Annotated in this window: 17 protein-coding genes; 10 read left to right on the forward strand and 7 right to left on the reverse strand. The window is 69.8% G+C overall.

Annotated features, from left to right (window positions below; all coding sequences use genetic code 11):
• Window positions 1-15 precede the first annotated feature (15 nt).
• The 3 genes from ACRYCC_RS04030 (at window position 16) to ACRYCC_RS04040 (ending at window position 2,166) form a co-directional block, all read left to right on the forward strand.
• Entirely contained in the window at window positions 16-972 is a 957-nt protein-coding gene (locus ACRYCC_RS04030) for an alpha/beta fold hydrolase (RefSeq protein WP_433808798.1), read from the forward strand.
• 15 nt (window positions 973-987) lie between these two features.
• Window positions 988-1,686 (forward strand): helix-turn-helix transcriptional regulator, encoded by a 699-nt coding sequence (locus ACRYCC_RS04035; protein WP_433808800.1) that lies wholly within the window; start codon window positions 988-990, stop codon window positions 1,684-1,686.
• A gap of 102 nt (window positions 1,687-1,788) precedes the next feature.
• Entirely contained in the window at window positions 1,789-2,166 is a 378-nt protein-coding gene (locus ACRYCC_RS04040; RefSeq protein ID WP_433808802.1) for a VOC family protein, read from the forward strand.
• 152 nt (window positions 2,167-2,318) lie between these two features.
• Here the strand turns inward: ACRYCC_RS04040 and ACRYCC_RS04045 are convergent, their stop codons facing one another.
• The 3 genes from ACRYCC_RS04045 to ACRYCC_RS04055 all read right to left on the reverse strand — a co-directional run bounded on the left by ACRYCC_RS04045 (window position 2,319) and on the right by ACRYCC_RS04055 (window position 4,438).
• Window positions 2,319-2,990: an ATP-binding protein gene (locus ACRYCC_RS04045; RefSeq protein ID WP_433808804.1), complete on the reverse strand. Its 672-nt coding sequence runs from the start codon at window positions 2,988-2,990 to the stop codon at window positions 2,319-2,321.
• 312 nt (window positions 2,991-3,302) lie between these two features.
• Window positions 3,303-3,548 carry a DUF397 domain-containing protein gene (locus ACRYCC_RS04050; protein WP_433808806.1) on the reverse strand — a complete coding sequence of 82 codons (246 nt, stop codon included), beginning with the start codon at window positions 3,546-3,548 and terminating at the stop codon, window positions 3,303-3,305.
• On the reverse strand, window positions 3,548-4,438 hold the full coding sequence (locus ACRYCC_RS04055; protein ID WP_433808808.1) for a helix-turn-helix domain-containing protein: 891 nt from the start codon (window positions 4,436-4,438) through the stop codon (window positions 3,548-3,550). Before ACRYCC_RS04055 ends, ACRYCC_RS04050 begins: the two co-directional genes overlap by 1 nt.
• 327 nt (window positions 4,439-4,765) lie before the next feature.
• On the opposite strand from ACRYCC_RS04055, the gene ACRYCC_RS04060 reads away from it, so the two are divergent.
• Both ACRYCC_RS04060 and ACRYCC_RS04065 read left to right on the forward strand, forming a co-directional pair.
• Window positions 4,766-6,562: a cholesterol oxidase substrate-binding domain-containing protein gene (locus tag ACRYCC_RS04060; protein WP_433808810.1), complete on the forward strand. Its 1,797-nt coding sequence runs from the start codon at window positions 4,766-4,768 to the stop codon at window positions 6,560-6,562.
• A 112-nt stretch (window positions 6,563-6,674) separates the two neighbouring features.
• Window positions 6,675-7,850: a hypothetical protein gene (locus tag ACRYCC_RS04065; protein WP_433808812.1), complete on the forward strand. Its 1,176-nt coding sequence runs from the start codon at window positions 6,675-6,677 to the stop codon at window positions 7,848-7,850.
• On the opposite strand, the gene ACRYCC_RS04070 is transcribed toward ACRYCC_RS04065, so the two are convergent.
• The 3 genes from ACRYCC_RS04070 to ACRYCC_RS04080 are packed head-to-tail and all read right to left on the reverse strand — an operon-like array spanning window position 7,807 to window position 9,670.
• Window positions 7,807-8,337 carry a hypothetical protein gene (locus tag ACRYCC_RS04070; RefSeq protein WP_433808814.1) on the reverse strand — a complete coding sequence of 177 codons (531 nt, stop codon included), beginning with the start codon at window positions 8,335-8,337 and terminating at the stop codon, window positions 7,807-7,809. The two genes, ACRYCC_RS04065 and ACRYCC_RS04070, sit on opposite strands and share 44 nt — an antisense overlap.
• Window positions 8,334-8,990: a DUF4352 domain-containing protein gene (locus ACRYCC_RS04075; RefSeq protein WP_433808816.1), complete on the reverse strand. Its 657-nt coding sequence runs from the start codon at window positions 8,988-8,990 to the stop codon at window positions 8,334-8,336. The genes ACRYCC_RS04070 and ACRYCC_RS04075 overlap by 4 nt, the downstream gene beginning before the upstream one ends.
• Complete coding sequence (locus tag ACRYCC_RS04080; RefSeq protein WP_433808818.1) at window positions 8,987-9,670, reverse strand: hypothetical protein; 684 nt, start codon at window positions 9,668-9,670, stop codon at window positions 8,987-8,989. The genes ACRYCC_RS04075 and ACRYCC_RS04080 overlap by 4 nt, the downstream gene beginning before the upstream one ends.
• Before the next feature lie 449 nt (window positions 9,671-10,119).
• On the opposite strand from ACRYCC_RS04080, the gene ACRYCC_RS04085 reads away from it, so the two are divergent.
• The 5 genes from ACRYCC_RS04085 to ACRYCC_RS04105 all read left to right on the forward strand — a co-directional run bounded on the left by ACRYCC_RS04085 (window position 10,120) and on the right by ACRYCC_RS04105 (window position 13,134).
• Window positions 10,120-10,353, forward strand: a complete 234-nt coding sequence (locus tag ACRYCC_RS04085; RefSeq protein ID WP_433808820.1) for a hypothetical protein — start codon at window positions 10,120-10,122, stop codon at window positions 10,351-10,353.
• A 146-nt stretch (window positions 10,354-10,499) separates the two neighbouring features.
• Window positions 10,500-11,090, forward strand: coding sequence for a DivIVA domain-containing protein (locus ACRYCC_RS04090; RefSeq protein WP_433808822.1), 591 nt, complete (start codon window positions 10,500-10,502; stop codon window positions 11,088-11,090).
• On the forward strand, window positions 11,087-11,347 hold the full coding sequence (locus tag ACRYCC_RS04095; RefSeq protein WP_433808824.1) for a hypothetical protein: 261 nt from the start codon (window positions 11,087-11,089) through the stop codon (window positions 11,345-11,347). The genes ACRYCC_RS04090 and ACRYCC_RS04095 overlap by 4 nt, the downstream gene beginning before the upstream one ends.
• Window positions 11,348-11,478: 131 nt before the next feature.
• Window positions 11,479-11,865, forward strand: coding sequence for a hypothetical protein (locus tag ACRYCC_RS04100; protein WP_433808826.1), 387 nt, complete (start codon window positions 11,479-11,481; stop codon window positions 11,863-11,865).
• Window positions 11,866-12,264: 399 nt separating this feature from the next.
• Window positions 12,265-13,134, forward strand: a complete 870-nt coding sequence (locus ACRYCC_RS04105) for a hypothetical protein (protein ID WP_433808828.1) — start codon at window positions 12,265-12,267, stop codon at window positions 13,132-13,134.
• Window positions 13,135-13,272: 138 nt separating this feature from the next.
• Here ACRYCC_RS04105 and mgrA read toward each other — a convergent pair whose 3' ends face one another.
• A complete protein-coding gene (mgrA, locus tag ACRYCC_RS04110; RefSeq protein WP_433808830.1) occupies window positions 13,273-14,298 on the reverse strand; it encodes an L-glyceraldehyde 3-phosphate reductase in 1,026 nt (341 codons plus the stop codon).
• Window positions 14,299-14,490: the final 192 nt, after the last annotated feature.

Here is a 14,490-nt window from a genome sequence, read left to right on the forward strand (position 1 = left end):
GGCTAGCGTCGGGGGATGGCGGAGATCTCCCATCGGTTCGTCCAGACCAACGGCATCCGGATGCACATCGCCGAGGCGGGCTCCGGGCCGCTGGTGCTGCTGCTGCACGGCTTTCCCGAGTCGTGGTACTCCTGGCGCCATCAGCTCCACGCGCTGGCAGACGCCGGATACCACGTGGTCGCTCCGGACCAGCGGGGCTACTGCGACACCGACCGCCCGGACCGGATCGAGGACTACACCATCCTGCATCTCGTCGGGGACGTGGTCGGGCTCATCGACGCGCTGGGAGAGCGGCAGGCCGTAGTGGTCGGGCACGACTGGGGCGGGCCGGTCGCCTGGCACACCGCGATGCTCCGCCCCGACCGGGTCCGGGCGGTGGCCGGGCTCAGCGTCCCGCACCGGCCCCGCGGCTCCCGGCCGCCGATCTCGCTGATGCGCGAGGTCTACGGCGACGGTTTCTACATCGTCTACTTCCAGCAGCCCGGGGTCGCCGACGCCGAGCTGTCGCTGGATCCGCGCAGCACGTTCCGCCGCATGCTCTACGCCGCGTCCGGCGACGGCCCGGGCTTCACGCCGATCGTCCCGGAGGGCGGCGGGTTCCTCGACATCTGCCCCGACCCGGCCACGCTGCCGGACTGGCTGACCGACGAGGACATCGAGACCTTCGTGGCGGAGTACGAGCCGAGCGGCTTCACCGGGCCGCTCAACTGGTACCGCAACTGGGATCGCAACTGGGAGCTCACCGCCGCCTGGCACCGGGCGCCCATCACACCGCCGGCCCTCTACATCGCCGGTGACCGCGACGTCGTCGCCACCGCCCCCGGAGCCCGGGAGATGGTCGCGAGCCTCGGCGACCTCGTGCCGAATCTCCGCGAGCCGCTCTGGCTGGAGGGCTGCGGTCACTGGACCCAGCAGGAGCGCCCGCGAGAGGTCAGCGCCGCGCTGCTCGGCTTCCTCGGCGAGCTCGGCTGACCCGCCGGAGGCGTCGTGAACCGCACCGACCGGCTGTACGCCCTCGTGGAGGAGCTGCGGGCCATCTCGCCGCGCCGGCGCAGCGCCCGTGAGCTGGCCGAGCGCCACGAGGTCAGCATCCGCACCATCGAGCGCGACATCGGCGCCCTGCAGCAGGCGGGCGTGCCCATCTACGCCGACGTGGGGCGCCGGGGCGGTTACGCCCTGGACAAGACCATGTCGCTGCCGCCGCTCAACTTCACGCCGCAGGAGGCCGTCGCGATGGCGATCGCGCTCAGCCGGGCGGCCGACACGCCGTTCGCGCGGGCCAGCCAGAGCGCGATGGCCAAGATCGTGGCGGTGATGCCGGACCGTGACGCGGCCGCCGCCCGCGCGCTCGCCGACCGGGTGCGGCTGATCGCACCGCCGGAGGAGGTCGTGCCGCCGTTCCCCGCCGAGGTCGAGCGCGCCATCACCGCCCGGCGGGTGCTGCGGATCGTCTACCAGGACCGGCTCGAGTCCTGGACCGAGCGCGACGTGGAGCCGGCCGCCCTCCTCTGCGGGTCCCATGGCTGGTATCTCCTCGGCTGGTGCCGGCTCCGCCAGGCCGCCCGGGCCTTCCGGCTCGACCGCATCAAGGAGGCCACGGTGACGGACCTGCCCGCGCCGGTGCGGCCCTTCGAGGACTGCGCGCAGGACATCCCCGCTCTCGTCACCCGCGTTCCCGCGCTCTGAAGCCGCCCGAGTCCGCACCGAAACACCGACAGGGGGTTGTCGCCACCCCGGGAGATCGTGAATCCGTACGGAGCACGACACGAGACATCCCAGGAGGCGGTCATGACGGCACCCGCGTACAACACGGTGAGCTGGTTCCAGGTCGGCAGCGACGACCCCGAAGGCGTCAAGCGGTTCTACGGCGATCTGTTCGGCTGGACCTTCACCCCGGACCCGAACGGCGGCGGCAAGTACGACCTGGTCGGCTACCCGGGAGCCGACGGGCCGGACGGCGGCATCGCGCACACCGACGCCGCCCAGAACCACGCGATCTTCCTGGTGGTCGTGGAGGACGTCGCGGCCGTGGTCGCCCAGACCGAGCGGCTCGGCGGCAAGGTGCTCGTGCCGCCCACCACCGGGTCGAACGGCCTGATCTTCGCCGATCTGCTCGACCCCTCGGGCAACCACTTCGGTGTCTACAGTCCCCCGACGGCCGGCTGATCCGGAGACCCGCCGCATCGAGGCGACGGCGTACCACCTGCATCCGGCATCGGGGTGTGCCGCCGGATGCAGGTGGACGATAGCGGGACCCCCTCATCCCCACCGTGACCGTGCAGTCGGCGTCACGGGTGGCGTCGACACCCGCTGCACGGTCACGCCGGGGATGAGGAGTTTCCGGATCGGTGCGCGCCGGCCGGTGCCGCGCCGCGCGCAGCCCCTCCCATGGCGGCCTCCGGCGCGGGGATCAGGGCCCGCACGGTCTTGCCGTCGGAACGCGGGTACACGCTCATGTCGGCCAGCTGCTCGACGACGCGCATGCCGAAGCCGCCGTCCTCACCGGGCTCGCGCTTCTCGGGCGTGGCCGGGCAGGCGTCGTCCAGATCGACCAGCAGCGCCGGCCGGCCGTCGTGCGCGACCGTCGCCAGAGCCAGGGTGATCGGCGGCTCCCCGTGCGCGACCGCGTTGGTCGTCAGCTCCGCCACGACGAGCAGGACGGTGTCGAGATCGTGCGGCGATCCCCATGCGGCGAGCACGTCCCGGGTGATGCGGCGTGCCAGGCGTACCGGCTGCGGCTCCTCGTCGAGGCGGAAGGCCATGCGCTGTTCGGTGTTCATCCCCACCGGGATCTGCGGAGCGGGTTGGCTGGGGTCGGTCAGCGCGATCTGCACGGCGAGTTCGTCGGGCGTGAGGGCGTTCAGCAGGCCGGCGGCCGCTAAACGGACCGGCGGCAACGCCCACCAGCGGGCCGTGGTGCCGCCATGCCAGGTGATCCAGCCGGGAAAGCGCTCCATCAAGCCTCTGGCGATCCGTTCGTGATCGGGCATCGGCCCGCTCCTCGGGGTTGAGGGCGGTGGCCTGTGCAGCGCATCGCCGTCGTGAAGATCGCCGATCCCCAGGGATCACGCGGAGCGGGCGTTCGACTCTCGCCCGGGCGAGTCGGGCGGCCACGGCCCGGTGATCAGACCGATCTTCTGTACAGTGCAGAATTCTCGATGGCTCACAGTATTCATCCGTCACGCGACCCTCGCAAGCACTTTGCGTGACCTCGCCGTCACAGCCTTGTGCGGGCGCGCAAAGGCCGGAGCCGTACCCTCTCCGGGTCGGCTCCGGCCTCCGTGGTTGTGGGACGCGCCGGGTCAGCGCAGGTCGAAGCTGCTGCCCCTGGCATCGGCGAGGAACGCCCGCCACGCGCCGGAGGTGAAGTCGAGCACGGCGCCGTCAGGGTTCTTCGAATCGCGGACGCCGACCAGCCGCTCCGCGCCGGTCACCGCCTCGAAGCCGTGGCCGGAGCCGGCGCACTCGGCGACGGCCACTTCCACGCAGTTGCCCGTCCCGCTGCTACGGCTGGATCTGCGCCAATTCGAGAATATGTCGCTGTTCATCAGGTTTCCTGTTCCTGGTCAGATTTCTGATCGGGCAGCCGATCGGCTGTCTCGGTGATGAGCCGAAGGCTGTCGGCCGCCGGCAAGGAGGCTTCTTGCAACCGGCCGTACAGCGCAATGTAGGGGTTGACCTCCTCTTCCTCGGTCAGCACGAGGTCGGATGTGACGGTGTCGATGGCGACGACCTGAGGGTCTTCGGGATCGGCATAGGTATAGAGCGAGAATGAGCATCGTGGCACCGTGTGGCCCGCGATCAAAGCCTCCACCGGCAGCACGCGCACGGTGATCCGCGGCTCCGCGGTGGCGGTGGTCACCAGATGGCGGAGCTGCGCTCTGATGACCGCAGGCGGGGCGGACAAGCGGCGGATCGCGAGCTCGTCGATGAGAACCTCCAACGTCGGCCCTCCTGGCCTGCGCATCATCCGCTGCCGTCCGGTCCGGCCTTTCGCCACTCCCTCAGGGGTGATGCTGAGAGGCTGGATGGCGGAGTCGGCCTCTGTTCGGAATTGCACGAAATCGGGAATCTGCAGGAGCCCTGGCAGAAAGGTCTGCTGGTACTCCCTGATGGTGACCGCGCCGGCCTCCAGGTTCGCGTACAGGGCTTGGCGCTCGCCCATGGTCTTGATGTTCGACTCCCACCAGCCCTTCGCCGCCGCCTCCTGTGCAATCGTGAGGATCTGTGCCCACTTGTCGCCGTCCACGCTGAGCGCGTCGAGAAGCTTGATGATGTCGTTCTGGTCGGGCGGGATATGCCCATTTTCGAGCCGCGAAATCTTCGCCCGGGATTCTCTGATTGCTTTTGCCAGCTGCTCGTGGGTGAGCCCGGCATCTTCTCGAAGAACACGCAGTTCGTGGGCCAGCCGAAGCCGGCGTACAAACGGGCTAATCATCCGGGCTCTCCTCGGCACGCATGAATGCGAACGGCACGGAAGTCCTCACGTGCCAGGAAGACCATACCCAGACTCATGTACGCAGAGTGGCCGAACGTCCCAGAGCGTGAAATCACCAAGCAAGTGCTTGACCAAAGTGTGGTGCGGTCATATAACCGGCTCAGGTGTCGACGCTTCCCCCCAGTGGTCCCGGTTGCAAACGGGACCGTTCCGAAGTGCGCGGCTTAGTGATCCCGCGCCCGTCTCCATCTAGTGCTTTGTCCTGGGCGGCATCAGGCGCGAGCCACCCCGGATCCTGTCAGCTGTACGAAAGCAGGGAACCGGGTAATGCACTCCTCTTCGCACGACTCCGAAACGTACAACTTGGAAACGCCGCAATCCACGACCGGGCGCGACCTTTCCCGTCGCGGCCTGCTCGCCGCCGCCGGAGCGGGTGCTCTGGGCGCGGCCGTCGGCTGGGTCCCCGCCTTCCGGATCTCCGCCGCCGACGCGGCGGTCACCCTCCCGACCCCGCCGGGCTTCCCCAGCGGCATCCCGCTCTACCAGCAGGCCTACCAGAACTGGTCCGAGGAGATCACGATCGAGGCCGCCTGGACCTGTGCGCCGCAGAACCCGGCCGAGGTCGTGACCGTCGTCAACTGGGCGAACGCCAACGGCTACCGGGTCCGTCCCAAGGGCAAGGGGCACGGCTGGTCCCCCTTCCTGGTGCCCAGCGGCGCCAACATGGACAAGTTCCTCCTCGTCGACACCACTCAGCACCTGACCGCCTCGACCATCGACTCGAGCGGGTCACCGAAGACGGTGACCGCGCAGGCGGGCATCACGATGGACAGCCTGCTGGTCACGCTGGAGGCGGCCGGGCTCGGCCTCGCCGCCACCCCGGCGCCCGGCAACCTCACCCTCGGCGGGGTGCTCGCCGTCAACGCGCACGGCTCCGCGATCCCGGCCGCCGGTGAGAGCCGGCCGGGCGGGATGAGCTACGGCTCGCTGAGCAACCTCATCCGCTCGCTGACCGCCGTCGTGTGGGACCCGGCACAGAACAAGTACGTCCTGAAGACCTTCCAGCGGACCGATCCCGACATCAAGCCGTTCCTGTCCCACCTGGGCCGGGCCTTCATCACCGAGGTCACCCTGCAGGTCGGCGCCAACCAGCGGCTGCGCTGCACGAGCCGGTACGACATCCAGGTCACCGACGTCTTCGCCGCACCGGCCTCCGCGGGGTCGAACTCCTTCGCCGGCCTGCTGAACGGATGCGGCCGGATCGAGGTCATCTGGTTCCCGTTCACCACCGTGCCGTGGATCAAGCAGTGGTACGTCAAGCCCAGCAAGCCGCTGCTGTCGCGGCAGGTCAACGGCCCCTACAACTACACCTTCGCCAACTTCATCGACCAGGCGACGTCGGACTTCCTCAGCCAGGTCGTCGCCGGCAACGTGTCCGGCACTCCCACCTTCGAGAACGGCGAGATGGCGATCGTCGGCTCCGGTCTCATCACCACCGGCACCTGGGACATCTGGGGCTGGTCGAAGAACACACTGCTCTACGTCCAGCCGACCACCCTGCGCATCGTCGAGGCCGGGTACGCGGTGGTGACCTCGCGGGCCAACATCCAGCGCGTCGTCAGCGAGTTCTACAACAAGTACGTCGCCACCATCAACGCCTTCCGCGCCAACGGCGACTACCCCATGAACGGGCCGATCGAGATCCGGGTCACCGGGCTCGACAAGCCCGGCGAGGTCGACGGGATCCCCGGGGCGGTGACCCCGCAGCTGTCCTCCGTGCGGCCCCGGCCCGACCACCCCGAGTGGGACGTCTGCGTCTGGCTGGACATGGGCACCATCCCGGTGACCCCGAAGGTCAGCCGGTTCTACGCTCAGATGGAGCAGTGGATCTGGGCCAACTACACCGGCTCGTACGCCACCGTACGGCCGGAGTGGTCCAAGGCGTGGGCGGTCACCGACAGCGGAGCGTGGACGGACACGACCGTCCTGACCTCCACCATCAGGAACACCATGAACGCGGGGCAGCCGTCGAACGACAACTTCGACACCGCCCGGGCCACGCTCAACCGCTACGACCCGAACCGCGTCTTCAGCAACACCTTCCTCGACACCCTCCTCCCCTGACCCACCCTGCCCGTTCGCCCCGCACCCTCCGTGATCATGCAATCAATCGTCCAACGATTGCGTGATCACGGGGGGTGGGGCGGGCGGGTGGAGGGGGGCTAGCATCGGGCCGGTGAGGCTGCCACTGGACGCGCTGCGCTTGGCGATCCGCTTTCTCGTGCCGCTGACGATCTGGTACGGCGCGGGGCGGATCATCCGCCACCTCCTGCTGCTGGCCATCTCCCATGTCGGGCACGGCCGGTTCCCGGCGGAGCGGCGCGTGCTGGCTCTGCTGCTGCTCAGCCTGGTCGTGCTCGTCTCGCTCGCCGTCACGATCGGCATGCTGCTGACCCTCGCCCGCGGGCTCCGGCGGGCGCCCCTCGAGCAGCCGCTCCGGGAGGAGTCGTACCGGGCGGCGGTCTTCCGCAGCCTGCTGCCCTTCGTCATCGTCTACCTGGCCTGGAACCTGTTCCAGGCGGACGCGCACGACGCGCTCCGGTTCGACGCGCAGCGACTGGGCGACCAGGGCAACGCGCTCGAGGCCGGCAGCGTGTTCATCGGCATCCCGCTGACGCTGGCGCTCGCGATCATGATCGTCGCCTGGTCGCTGCGGATGGTCTGTGAGCGGTGGCACTGGCGGTCGCCCGGCCGGGTGTCGGCGTCGCTGGTGGCGTTCTTCGAGGTGAACTTCACCCTCTACGGCGTCCTCTCGATCGGGGTCGTGGCCGCGTCCATCGGCTCCTGGATCGGTGACCGGAACCTCTGGCAGGACCTGGCGGAGGTGCCCGGCCTGGCGTTCGCCGGTTCCCTCGTCCCGCCCGTCAAGGACGCGCTCGTACTGCCGATCATCTGGTTCGCGATGACGGCGGTGGTGTACGGCGTCGAACTGCGCGGCCGTGACGTGGTGACGGGCACCCGGCTGGAAGCGCTGCACGAGCGGTTCTCCGGCGTGGGCGGCGCGGACCGGCCGGCCGACCGAGCCGGCCGGGAGGTCGGCCGTGGCTTCCGGGACAAGTACGTCCCGTTGCTGCACGCGGGCCGGCTGGCGTTCGCCGCTGGTGGCCCGGCGGCCGCCCTGTTCTGCCTCTGCTACGTCGCGATCGGGATCGGGATGGACGCCGCGCAGCGTACGGCGGCGGCGCTCATCGGCCCCGCGCACACGGTGCAGTTCTGGAACGTCGCGCTCGTGCCGCTGGAGTTCGGGCACGGGCTGCTCGCGGAGGTGCTCCGGCTGGCCCTGCTGGCGGCGATGTTCGACCTGGTGATCAGCGCCCGAACACCAGCATCGGACCCCCTACCGGCGGGGTGAAATCGCGGGGCTTGCGGCGCAGCACGAGATGGAAGTCGTGTGCGGCCCAGCCGGGTACCGTCCCCATGACCGTGATCCGGTTGGTCTGGCCGGCCAGGATCAGGGAGTGCCACAGGTCGGCCCGCCAGCGGTTCCCGGCACGATCCCGCAGCTCGTACCCCACGTCGAGCTCCGGCACCTCCTTGGCGGTGGCGAGCGAGGTCGCCTCCAGCGTGGCGGTGACGAGCACCTCTCCGGGACGGAGCGGCGGGTCGATGCCGCTGGGCGGCAGGTCTCCGGGCTTCATCGCCGCGGCGCCGTACGAGCGCAGCGTCCAGCGGATCCGGCCGAACTCCACCGGCTGCCCGGGACGCGCCGTTCGCACCTGCTCCGCGGGCACCGCCTTGCGGTACTCCTCCCACTCCGTGCGCAGCGGAAGGTACACGGCGGTGGCGACCACGGCGACGCAGGCCACCGCCATCGCCGACACGGTCAGGATCCGTCTCACGACACCCCCGGGATCGGCAGCCGCTCGCCGGCCGTGTCGGTGAGCGACTTCGCGCGCCGCCGGTCGAGACCGAGGTCGACGTGCGCCTCGGCGCTGAAGCGCACCGGGTCGCGGCGGTAGAAACCGAAGTTCGCCACGTCGGTGGACCGGTCGGAGACGACCAGCCGCGCACCGGGCAGCGCGCCGGGCGGGACGTCGAAGACGTACGCGCCGTGCCGCGGCATTCCCGGCTGCAGGGTCACGAAGTCGAGGGTCCGGGTGGTCGGGCCGCCCAGCAGGCTCCCGGCGAAGACGTCGGTGGACCAGTAGTCGCCCAGGTGGGTACGGAGCATGACGGTGGCGAGCTGGGCGGGGCCGGGGTGGGTGGTCTCCGCCGTGGCGGTCACGATGAGGAAGACGCCGGTGGCCGTCACGGTCCGCTTCGGGCCCTCCGCCACCGAGCGGGCCGTGCGCACCTGGTCGACGGTGATCGCGAACCGCGGGGTGACGACCCGGTGGCCGACCGTCCCGTCGTCGGCGAAGGGACCGTACGCCTGCGCGTAGTCCCACCGGGTGGCCTGCAGCGCCACCGCGGCGGCCGCGAGCAGCACGGTGACCACCCACGTCGCGGGCCTGCTCCGCAGCCTGCCGATCAGCCCGGCCCACGGGTTCACGACGCCACCTCCACCGGCAGGGTCACCCTGGCGGCGAGCTCCGGGTCGATCTTGGTGGTGGTGCGGAGCCTGCCGTTCTTCGGATCGCGGACCTTGACGGTGCGGAAGCCGGCGGCCTTGAACTCCCAGTAGCCGCGCGGGTCGAGGATGCCCGCCTCGGTGTACTCGAACTCCGCGAGGTCGATGGTGACCTGGGGCGGCGTGACCGCCCCCGCCGGGAGGACGTACTCCAGGACCACGAAGCCGGGCAGTCGCGGGTGCAGCATCCAGGTCGACGTCTCGCCCTTGTACGCCCTGGCCCGGGAGAAGATCGGGCGCGGGCCCGTACCAGGCCAGCGCAGGAAGAGACTGTGCGGGAAGTTGTGGTCGGTCGCCGGGCCGCGCAGCAGCGCGGTCTCCCGGGAGAGGTTGGTGACGGAGGCGGTCACCAGCAGGACATGGCGGCGCTCGGTGTACTTCGACTCCTGGAGCCACGCCGTGCGGGCCCGGAGCAGCCGGGTGCGGAACAGGTGCTGGTCGACGTCGCGGCCGGGCCGTACGGCGGCGGGCCCCCGGCTGGAGTCGAGACCGCCCGTCGCCCAGGCCGTGACGCCGGCGGCGACGAGGACGACGGCCGCCGCGGCGGCCAGGAACCGTCTGCGCCGGTGCGGGACACCGGTCGGCTGCTCGGGGGGCGGCACACCGCCGTAGTCTAGGACGCCGGCGCCGCTTCGGACCGGTAGAGCGCCACGCTCTGGGCGCACTCAGGGCAGCACCGTATGCTCTCGCCGTCCGGCAGCCGCCCGATGAACACACTCGGGAGGGGCCAGCCCTTGCCACACGACGCACACGCTTCGCCCGAAATCTGCGCCGGCGCCAGGCCCTCCGGGCTGATGATGTAGGACATGTTCGGCCCTCACTGGTCGGCGCTTCGACGGCAGAAGTTCGATGACGGAAAGCTCCTTGTAGTGAAGAGCGTCTACGGGGCCGTGAGCGTCACTGCACGGGATCTTCAGGGTTTTCCGGGGGGTGGTCCGGGTGAAAGCCGGGGATGACCCGGATGGCGGTACGACCTTCCGCGAGAGATTGTGCAGGGGTAGGGCGCGGAGCACCCGCGAAGGCCGGGCCCTGTCCGAGAGGGAGACAGCTGATGTCGAACGATCTGAGCGTGCCAGAGCTGGCCCAGGTACTGTTCACGACGCCGCTGCAGGAGTCCGACCACCCCACGCCCGGTCAGATCCGCGCGGCGATCGACGACTCGCTGGCCGCCGGATGCGCCGCCTGCATCGCGTACGTCGCCCAGGAGGCGGGCGACCACCCCGAGGCCTACGTGGCGCGCATGGGCTGGGCGCTCGACGCGGTGGCCCGGAGCCTCGCGAGCTGACTGGAACGTTCCCCCTGCGCCCGAGTCCTGCCGGGTGCCCCGCGCCCGAGTCCTGCCGGGCGCGTGCGGCAAGGAAGAGGTCAAGGTTTCCCGGTCGGCACGTGTCGTGGGCTTGAGGGTGGGACGAGTCGTTAACGTCGGACGCTATGGCCGATCATGACGAGCCGGGCCGAGACCCGGAGTTCGGGGTCCGGGTGCTCGGATACTCCCGGCGCCAGGTGGACGAGTTCGTTGCCGAGGTGCGCAGGGAGCTCAGCGAACTGTGCCCCGGTCTCCAGCGACCCGGTGAACCCGGATGGACGGTGCCGGAGTCGGCTCCGGGCCAGGTTTCGTGGGTGCTGCGGCTGGCGCAGGAGGAGGCCGACGCCCGGGTGGCGGAGGCGCGGCGGCAGGCCGAGCAGACCTTGCTGAGCGCCCGGGAGGTGGCCGACCGGTTGATGGCCGACGCGCGCAAACGCTCGGTCGAGCTGGAGGAGAGGGTCTCCGCCGCACTCGACCGGGAGGTGGCGACGCGGGTCGACGAGCTCGTGCGCACACACGGCCGGTTGCTCACCGGGCTGTCCGCGATGCGCGACTCGGTGACCGAGGCCCTGGAGCACGATGCCCTGCTCGGGCCGATCCGGTCGCCGTCGCTGGCGGAGCTCGCGGACCTGACCGATCTGGGGGAGCGGGTCAGGGTCTATGTCCCGCAGCCCGGTGGACGCCCCGCCGGACAGGACGACTGGAGGGCCGGATGAACGACGCTCCCGCCGACGACCTGATCGCCTCCTCGGTGCTGTTCGTGATCGTGCTGCTGGTGTCGTCGTTGGTGTTCTGGGTGGCGAGGCTGGCCGTCGCGCGGTGGGGGCCGCGGGAGCCCGAGCCGTCGATGGAGGAGAGGGCCCGCTCGGCCGTCCTGCATCTGCAGAGCGTGGGAGTGGACGTCTCCGGCTTGCTCGGCGAGTGGTCACCGGCCGAATGCGAGGACCTCCTCTCGGCGGGTGCCCGCCGGTAAGGTCCCTTTTAGTATGGTCTGAGCTGGGAAGGTATACCTGGAGTCAGCACATCCCTACGGCACGTCCGCGCGCCTCGGAGGCCGCAGCCGGCGGCACGGGAGAGCCCGGGCAGCGAAGGAAGTGACGGGCCATGGGCTTTCTGCCCGCTCGGAAGAACCCGGCGGCCCCGGCGGCCCCCGTGGTCGCCCGCCCCACCGACGAGAACCTGCCGCGGCCGGTGTCCGGTCAGGGCCATCCGCACGGCAGGACGTCGTCGTGGGTGCTGGTCGGCACAGTGATCGCGGCGTTCCTGGTGGGCGGCATCTCGCTGATCATGCACGCCTGGACCATCATGATCATTTGTGGGGTGATCATCGTCCTGGCGGTGCCGGTCGGAGCCGCGATCCACATCATGTCCGACACCGTCGGCTGGACGGACGCGCCGCCGACGTACATCGACCGGGGACACGTCATCCGGGAGGCGAGCCGCATCTACCGCCGCGAGCACTCCGGCGACGATCCGAACATGGTCGCCTAGCCCTGTCCTGTCGCGTGCCGTGACGCCGGTGGCGCCACGGTCTCGCTCATGAGCCCGCACGGACCCCTCGCCACCCTGAGCCCCCTGATCCGGCCTACGGGCGTTCTTCGGCGAGCTTGCCGTGCTGCGCTTCGCGCAATAAGTCGCGAAATCCTGGCATTTCAGGGAAGGGCCCGCGGCGAAAGCAAGGCCTCGTAAACATCGATCAAAGATTCATGGGCAGGCGAACGCCTATCCCGTCCCCGGAGCCTCCGCAATGTTTCCCTCTAGTCGACGGCGTTGACGACGTCGACGACGCGGCAAAAGGACAATCCGTCACCGGAACGACGATTGCCGAAATCTGTTCGAGGGAGACCGATGACTTCATTCGCTAGAACGGCTGGTGGAATAGGTGCCGGCATGCTCGCGGTAGCGGCGCTGACGGCAGCGGCGCCACCGGCGGCACAGGCACAGTCCGCGGGGAGCCACGCGCGGATCACCAACGTGCCCTGCAACACGACGGCGTTGGCCAACGCGATCACCGCGGCCAACACGGTCCCCGCCACACTCCGGCTCGCCGGGTCCTGTGTCTACCTCCTCAACGCCGCACTGCCGCAGATCACGGGCAAGGTGACCTTGGTCGGTGGGCCGTCCACAAGCATCAAACGCAACCCGATCGTCCCGAACCTCCGCGTCCTGGACGTTGCCGCCACCGGCACGCTCCGGGTGGACGGGATCTTCATCCTGAACGGAGGCACCACCACCAGTGTCGGCGGTGGTATCCGAAACGCGGGCACCCTGGTGCTGAACTTCGTCACGCTCAGTGGTAACACCGCGACGGCGAACAACGGCGGCGGCCTGCACAACACAGGTGTCGCGGTGCTCGTCCGCACTCACCTCGCCGCCAACTCCAACCAGGGGCCCGGGGGAGACGGCGGCGGAATCTACAACGACGGAACACTGACGCTTTTGGAGAGCCGTCTCACCGGAAATGTCGCGACTCGCAACGGTGGCGGCATATACACCACGGCCGGCCACACGACGCGAGTCATTCAAAGCAGCATTTCCGGCAACTCCGCGGCCAATCTCGGCGGCGGGCTCTACAACCTCGGCACGACCTCACTCGACCGGAGCGTGGTCGCACTCAACCAGGCCGTCGGCAACAACACCGCGGGCGGCGGGATCTTCAACGCGGCGGTGGGCGGCGTGACGCTCAGCCGCTCCAGCGTGACCAAGAACAGTCCTGACAACTGCCAGCCGCTCAACTCCATCCTGGGTTGCGCGGGCTGACCTGCCTCGGCACCGACCGTGACCGGCCTCGTCCACCCCCCTCAGCGGGGAGGCCGAGGCCGGGCGGGGTCAGGAGGGGTTCACGCGACCGTCGCGGCGGTCACCGCCCGGGGAGAACGCTCCCGCCGCCGGGGCCGGTCACTCGCTGCTGGAAGCCGCCCAGATGTTGATGCCCGCCTCGACCGCGTCGCGGTCTATCGCGGCGAGTTCCTCGGCGGTGAACTCCAGCCGGCCCAGACAGGCGACGCTGTCCTCCAACTGCTCGACGCTGCTGGCCCCGATGAGCACCGAGGTGACCCGCTGATCGCGCAGCGCCCACGCCAGGGCCATCTGCGCCAGCGACTGGCCCCGGGCCGCCGCCATGTCGTTGAGGGCCCGGATGTGCTTGAGCGTCTCGTCGGTCAGCAGATCGGGGGAGAGGGACTTGCCCTGGCTGGCCCGCGAGCCCGCGGGCACGCCGTTCAGGTACTTGTCGGTCAGCATCCCCTGCGCCAGGGGAGAGAAGGCGATGCAGCCCACGCCCTCCTGCTCCAGGGTGTCCAGCAGGCCACCCTCGATCCAGCGGTTCAACATGGAGTACGACGGCTGGTGGATGAGCAGCGGGGTCCCCAGATCACGCAGGATCGCGGCGGCCTCGGCGGTGCGCTCCGCCGAGTAGGACGAGATGCCCGCGTACACCGCCTTGCCCGACCGTACGGCGTGGTCGAGCGCGCCCATCGTCTCCTCCAGCGGCGTCTCGGGGTCGAAGCGATGGCTGTAGAAGATGTCGACATGGTCCAGGCCCATCCGGCCCAGCGACTGGTCGAGGCTGGCCAGCACGGACTTGCGCGATCCCCACTCGCCGTACGGGCCGGGCCACATGTCGTAGCCCGCCTTGGTCGAGATGACGAGCTCGTCGCGATACGGCCTGAAGTCCTCTCGGAACAGCCTGCCGAAGTTGATCTCAGCTGATCCGTAGGGCGGCCCGTAGTTGTTGGCAAGATCGAAGTGCGTGATGCCGAGGTCGAACGCACGACGCAGGATCGCCCGCTGAACGTCCAGTGGCCGGTCGTCCCCGAAGTTGTGCCACAGGCCCAAGGAGACGGCGGGCAGCTTGAGCCCACTGCGTCCGCTGCGGCGATAGGGCGAACCGTCATAACGATCACTTGCGGCGATAAAGGTCATGGTCAGGAGTCTGCCACGACCCGGACGCGGTAACGATCCGTGCCCGGGAGGACGGCGACCGGCACGGGAGAGCGAGACCGGTTCCCTCTCCGGGGGGACGACGGTTATGTCCGAAATGTTTACGCTGGCCTGGAGTCTCTGGGCGGCATGGGTCCGCAGGCGGCACCGGTCCCCCGGGCGGGAGGGCGGGCC

This window comes from Actinomadura scrupuli (assembly GCF_050971785.1).
GTDB lineage: Bacteria > Actinomycetota > Actinomycetes > Streptosporangiales > Streptosporangiaceae > Actinomadura_E > Actinomadura_E scrupuli.

Bases quoted from the DNA above. Each gene is read 5' to 3' on its own strand.
- ACRYCC_RS04030 (WP_433808798.1), top strand. From the start codon at position 16: ATGGCGGAGATCTCCCATCGGTTCGTCCAGACCAACGGCATCCGGATG.
- ACRYCC_RS04040 (WP_433808802.1), top strand. From the start codon at position 1,789: ATGACGGCACCCGCGTACAACACGGTGAGCTGGTTCCAGGTCGGCAGC.
- ACRYCC_RS04045 (WP_433808804.1), bottom strand. From the start codon at position 2,990: ATGCCCGATCACGAACGGATCGCCAGAGGCTTGATGGAGCGCTTTCCC.
- ACRYCC_RS04050 (WP_433808806.1), bottom strand. From the start codon at position 3,548: ATGAACAGCGACATATTCTCGAATTGGCGCAGATCCAGCCGTAGCAGC.
- ACRYCC_RS04055 (WP_433808808.1), bottom strand. From the start codon at position 4,438: ATGATTAGCCCGTTTGTACGCCGGCTTCGGCTGGCCCACGAACTGCGT.
- ACRYCC_RS04060 (WP_433808810.1), top strand. From the start codon at position 4,766: ATGCACTCCTCTTCGCACGACTCCGAAACGTACAACTTGGAAACGCCG.
- ACRYCC_RS04085 (WP_433808820.1), top strand. From the start codon at position 10,120: ATGTCGAACGATCTGAGCGTGCCAGAGCTGGCCCAGGTACTGTTCACG.
- ACRYCC_RS04090 (WP_433808822.1), top strand. From the start codon at position 10,500: ATGGCCGATCATGACGAGCCGGGCCGAGACCCGGAGTTCGGGGTCCGG.
- ACRYCC_RS04095 (WP_433808824.1), top strand. From the start codon at position 11,087: ATGAACGACGCTCCCGCCGACGACCTGATCGCCTCCTCGGTGCTGTTC.
- ACRYCC_RS04100 (WP_433808826.1), top strand. From the start codon at position 11,479: ATGGGCTTTCTGCCCGCTCGGAAGAACCCGGCGGCCCCGGCGGCCCCC.
- ACRYCC_RS04105 (WP_433808828.1), top strand. From the start codon at position 12,265: ATGCTCGCGGTAGCGGCGCTGACGGCAGCGGCGCCACCGGCGGCACAG.
- mgrA (WP_433808830.1), bottom strand. From the start codon at position 14,298: ATGACCTTTATCGCCGCAAGTGATCGTTATGACGGTTCGCCCTATCGC.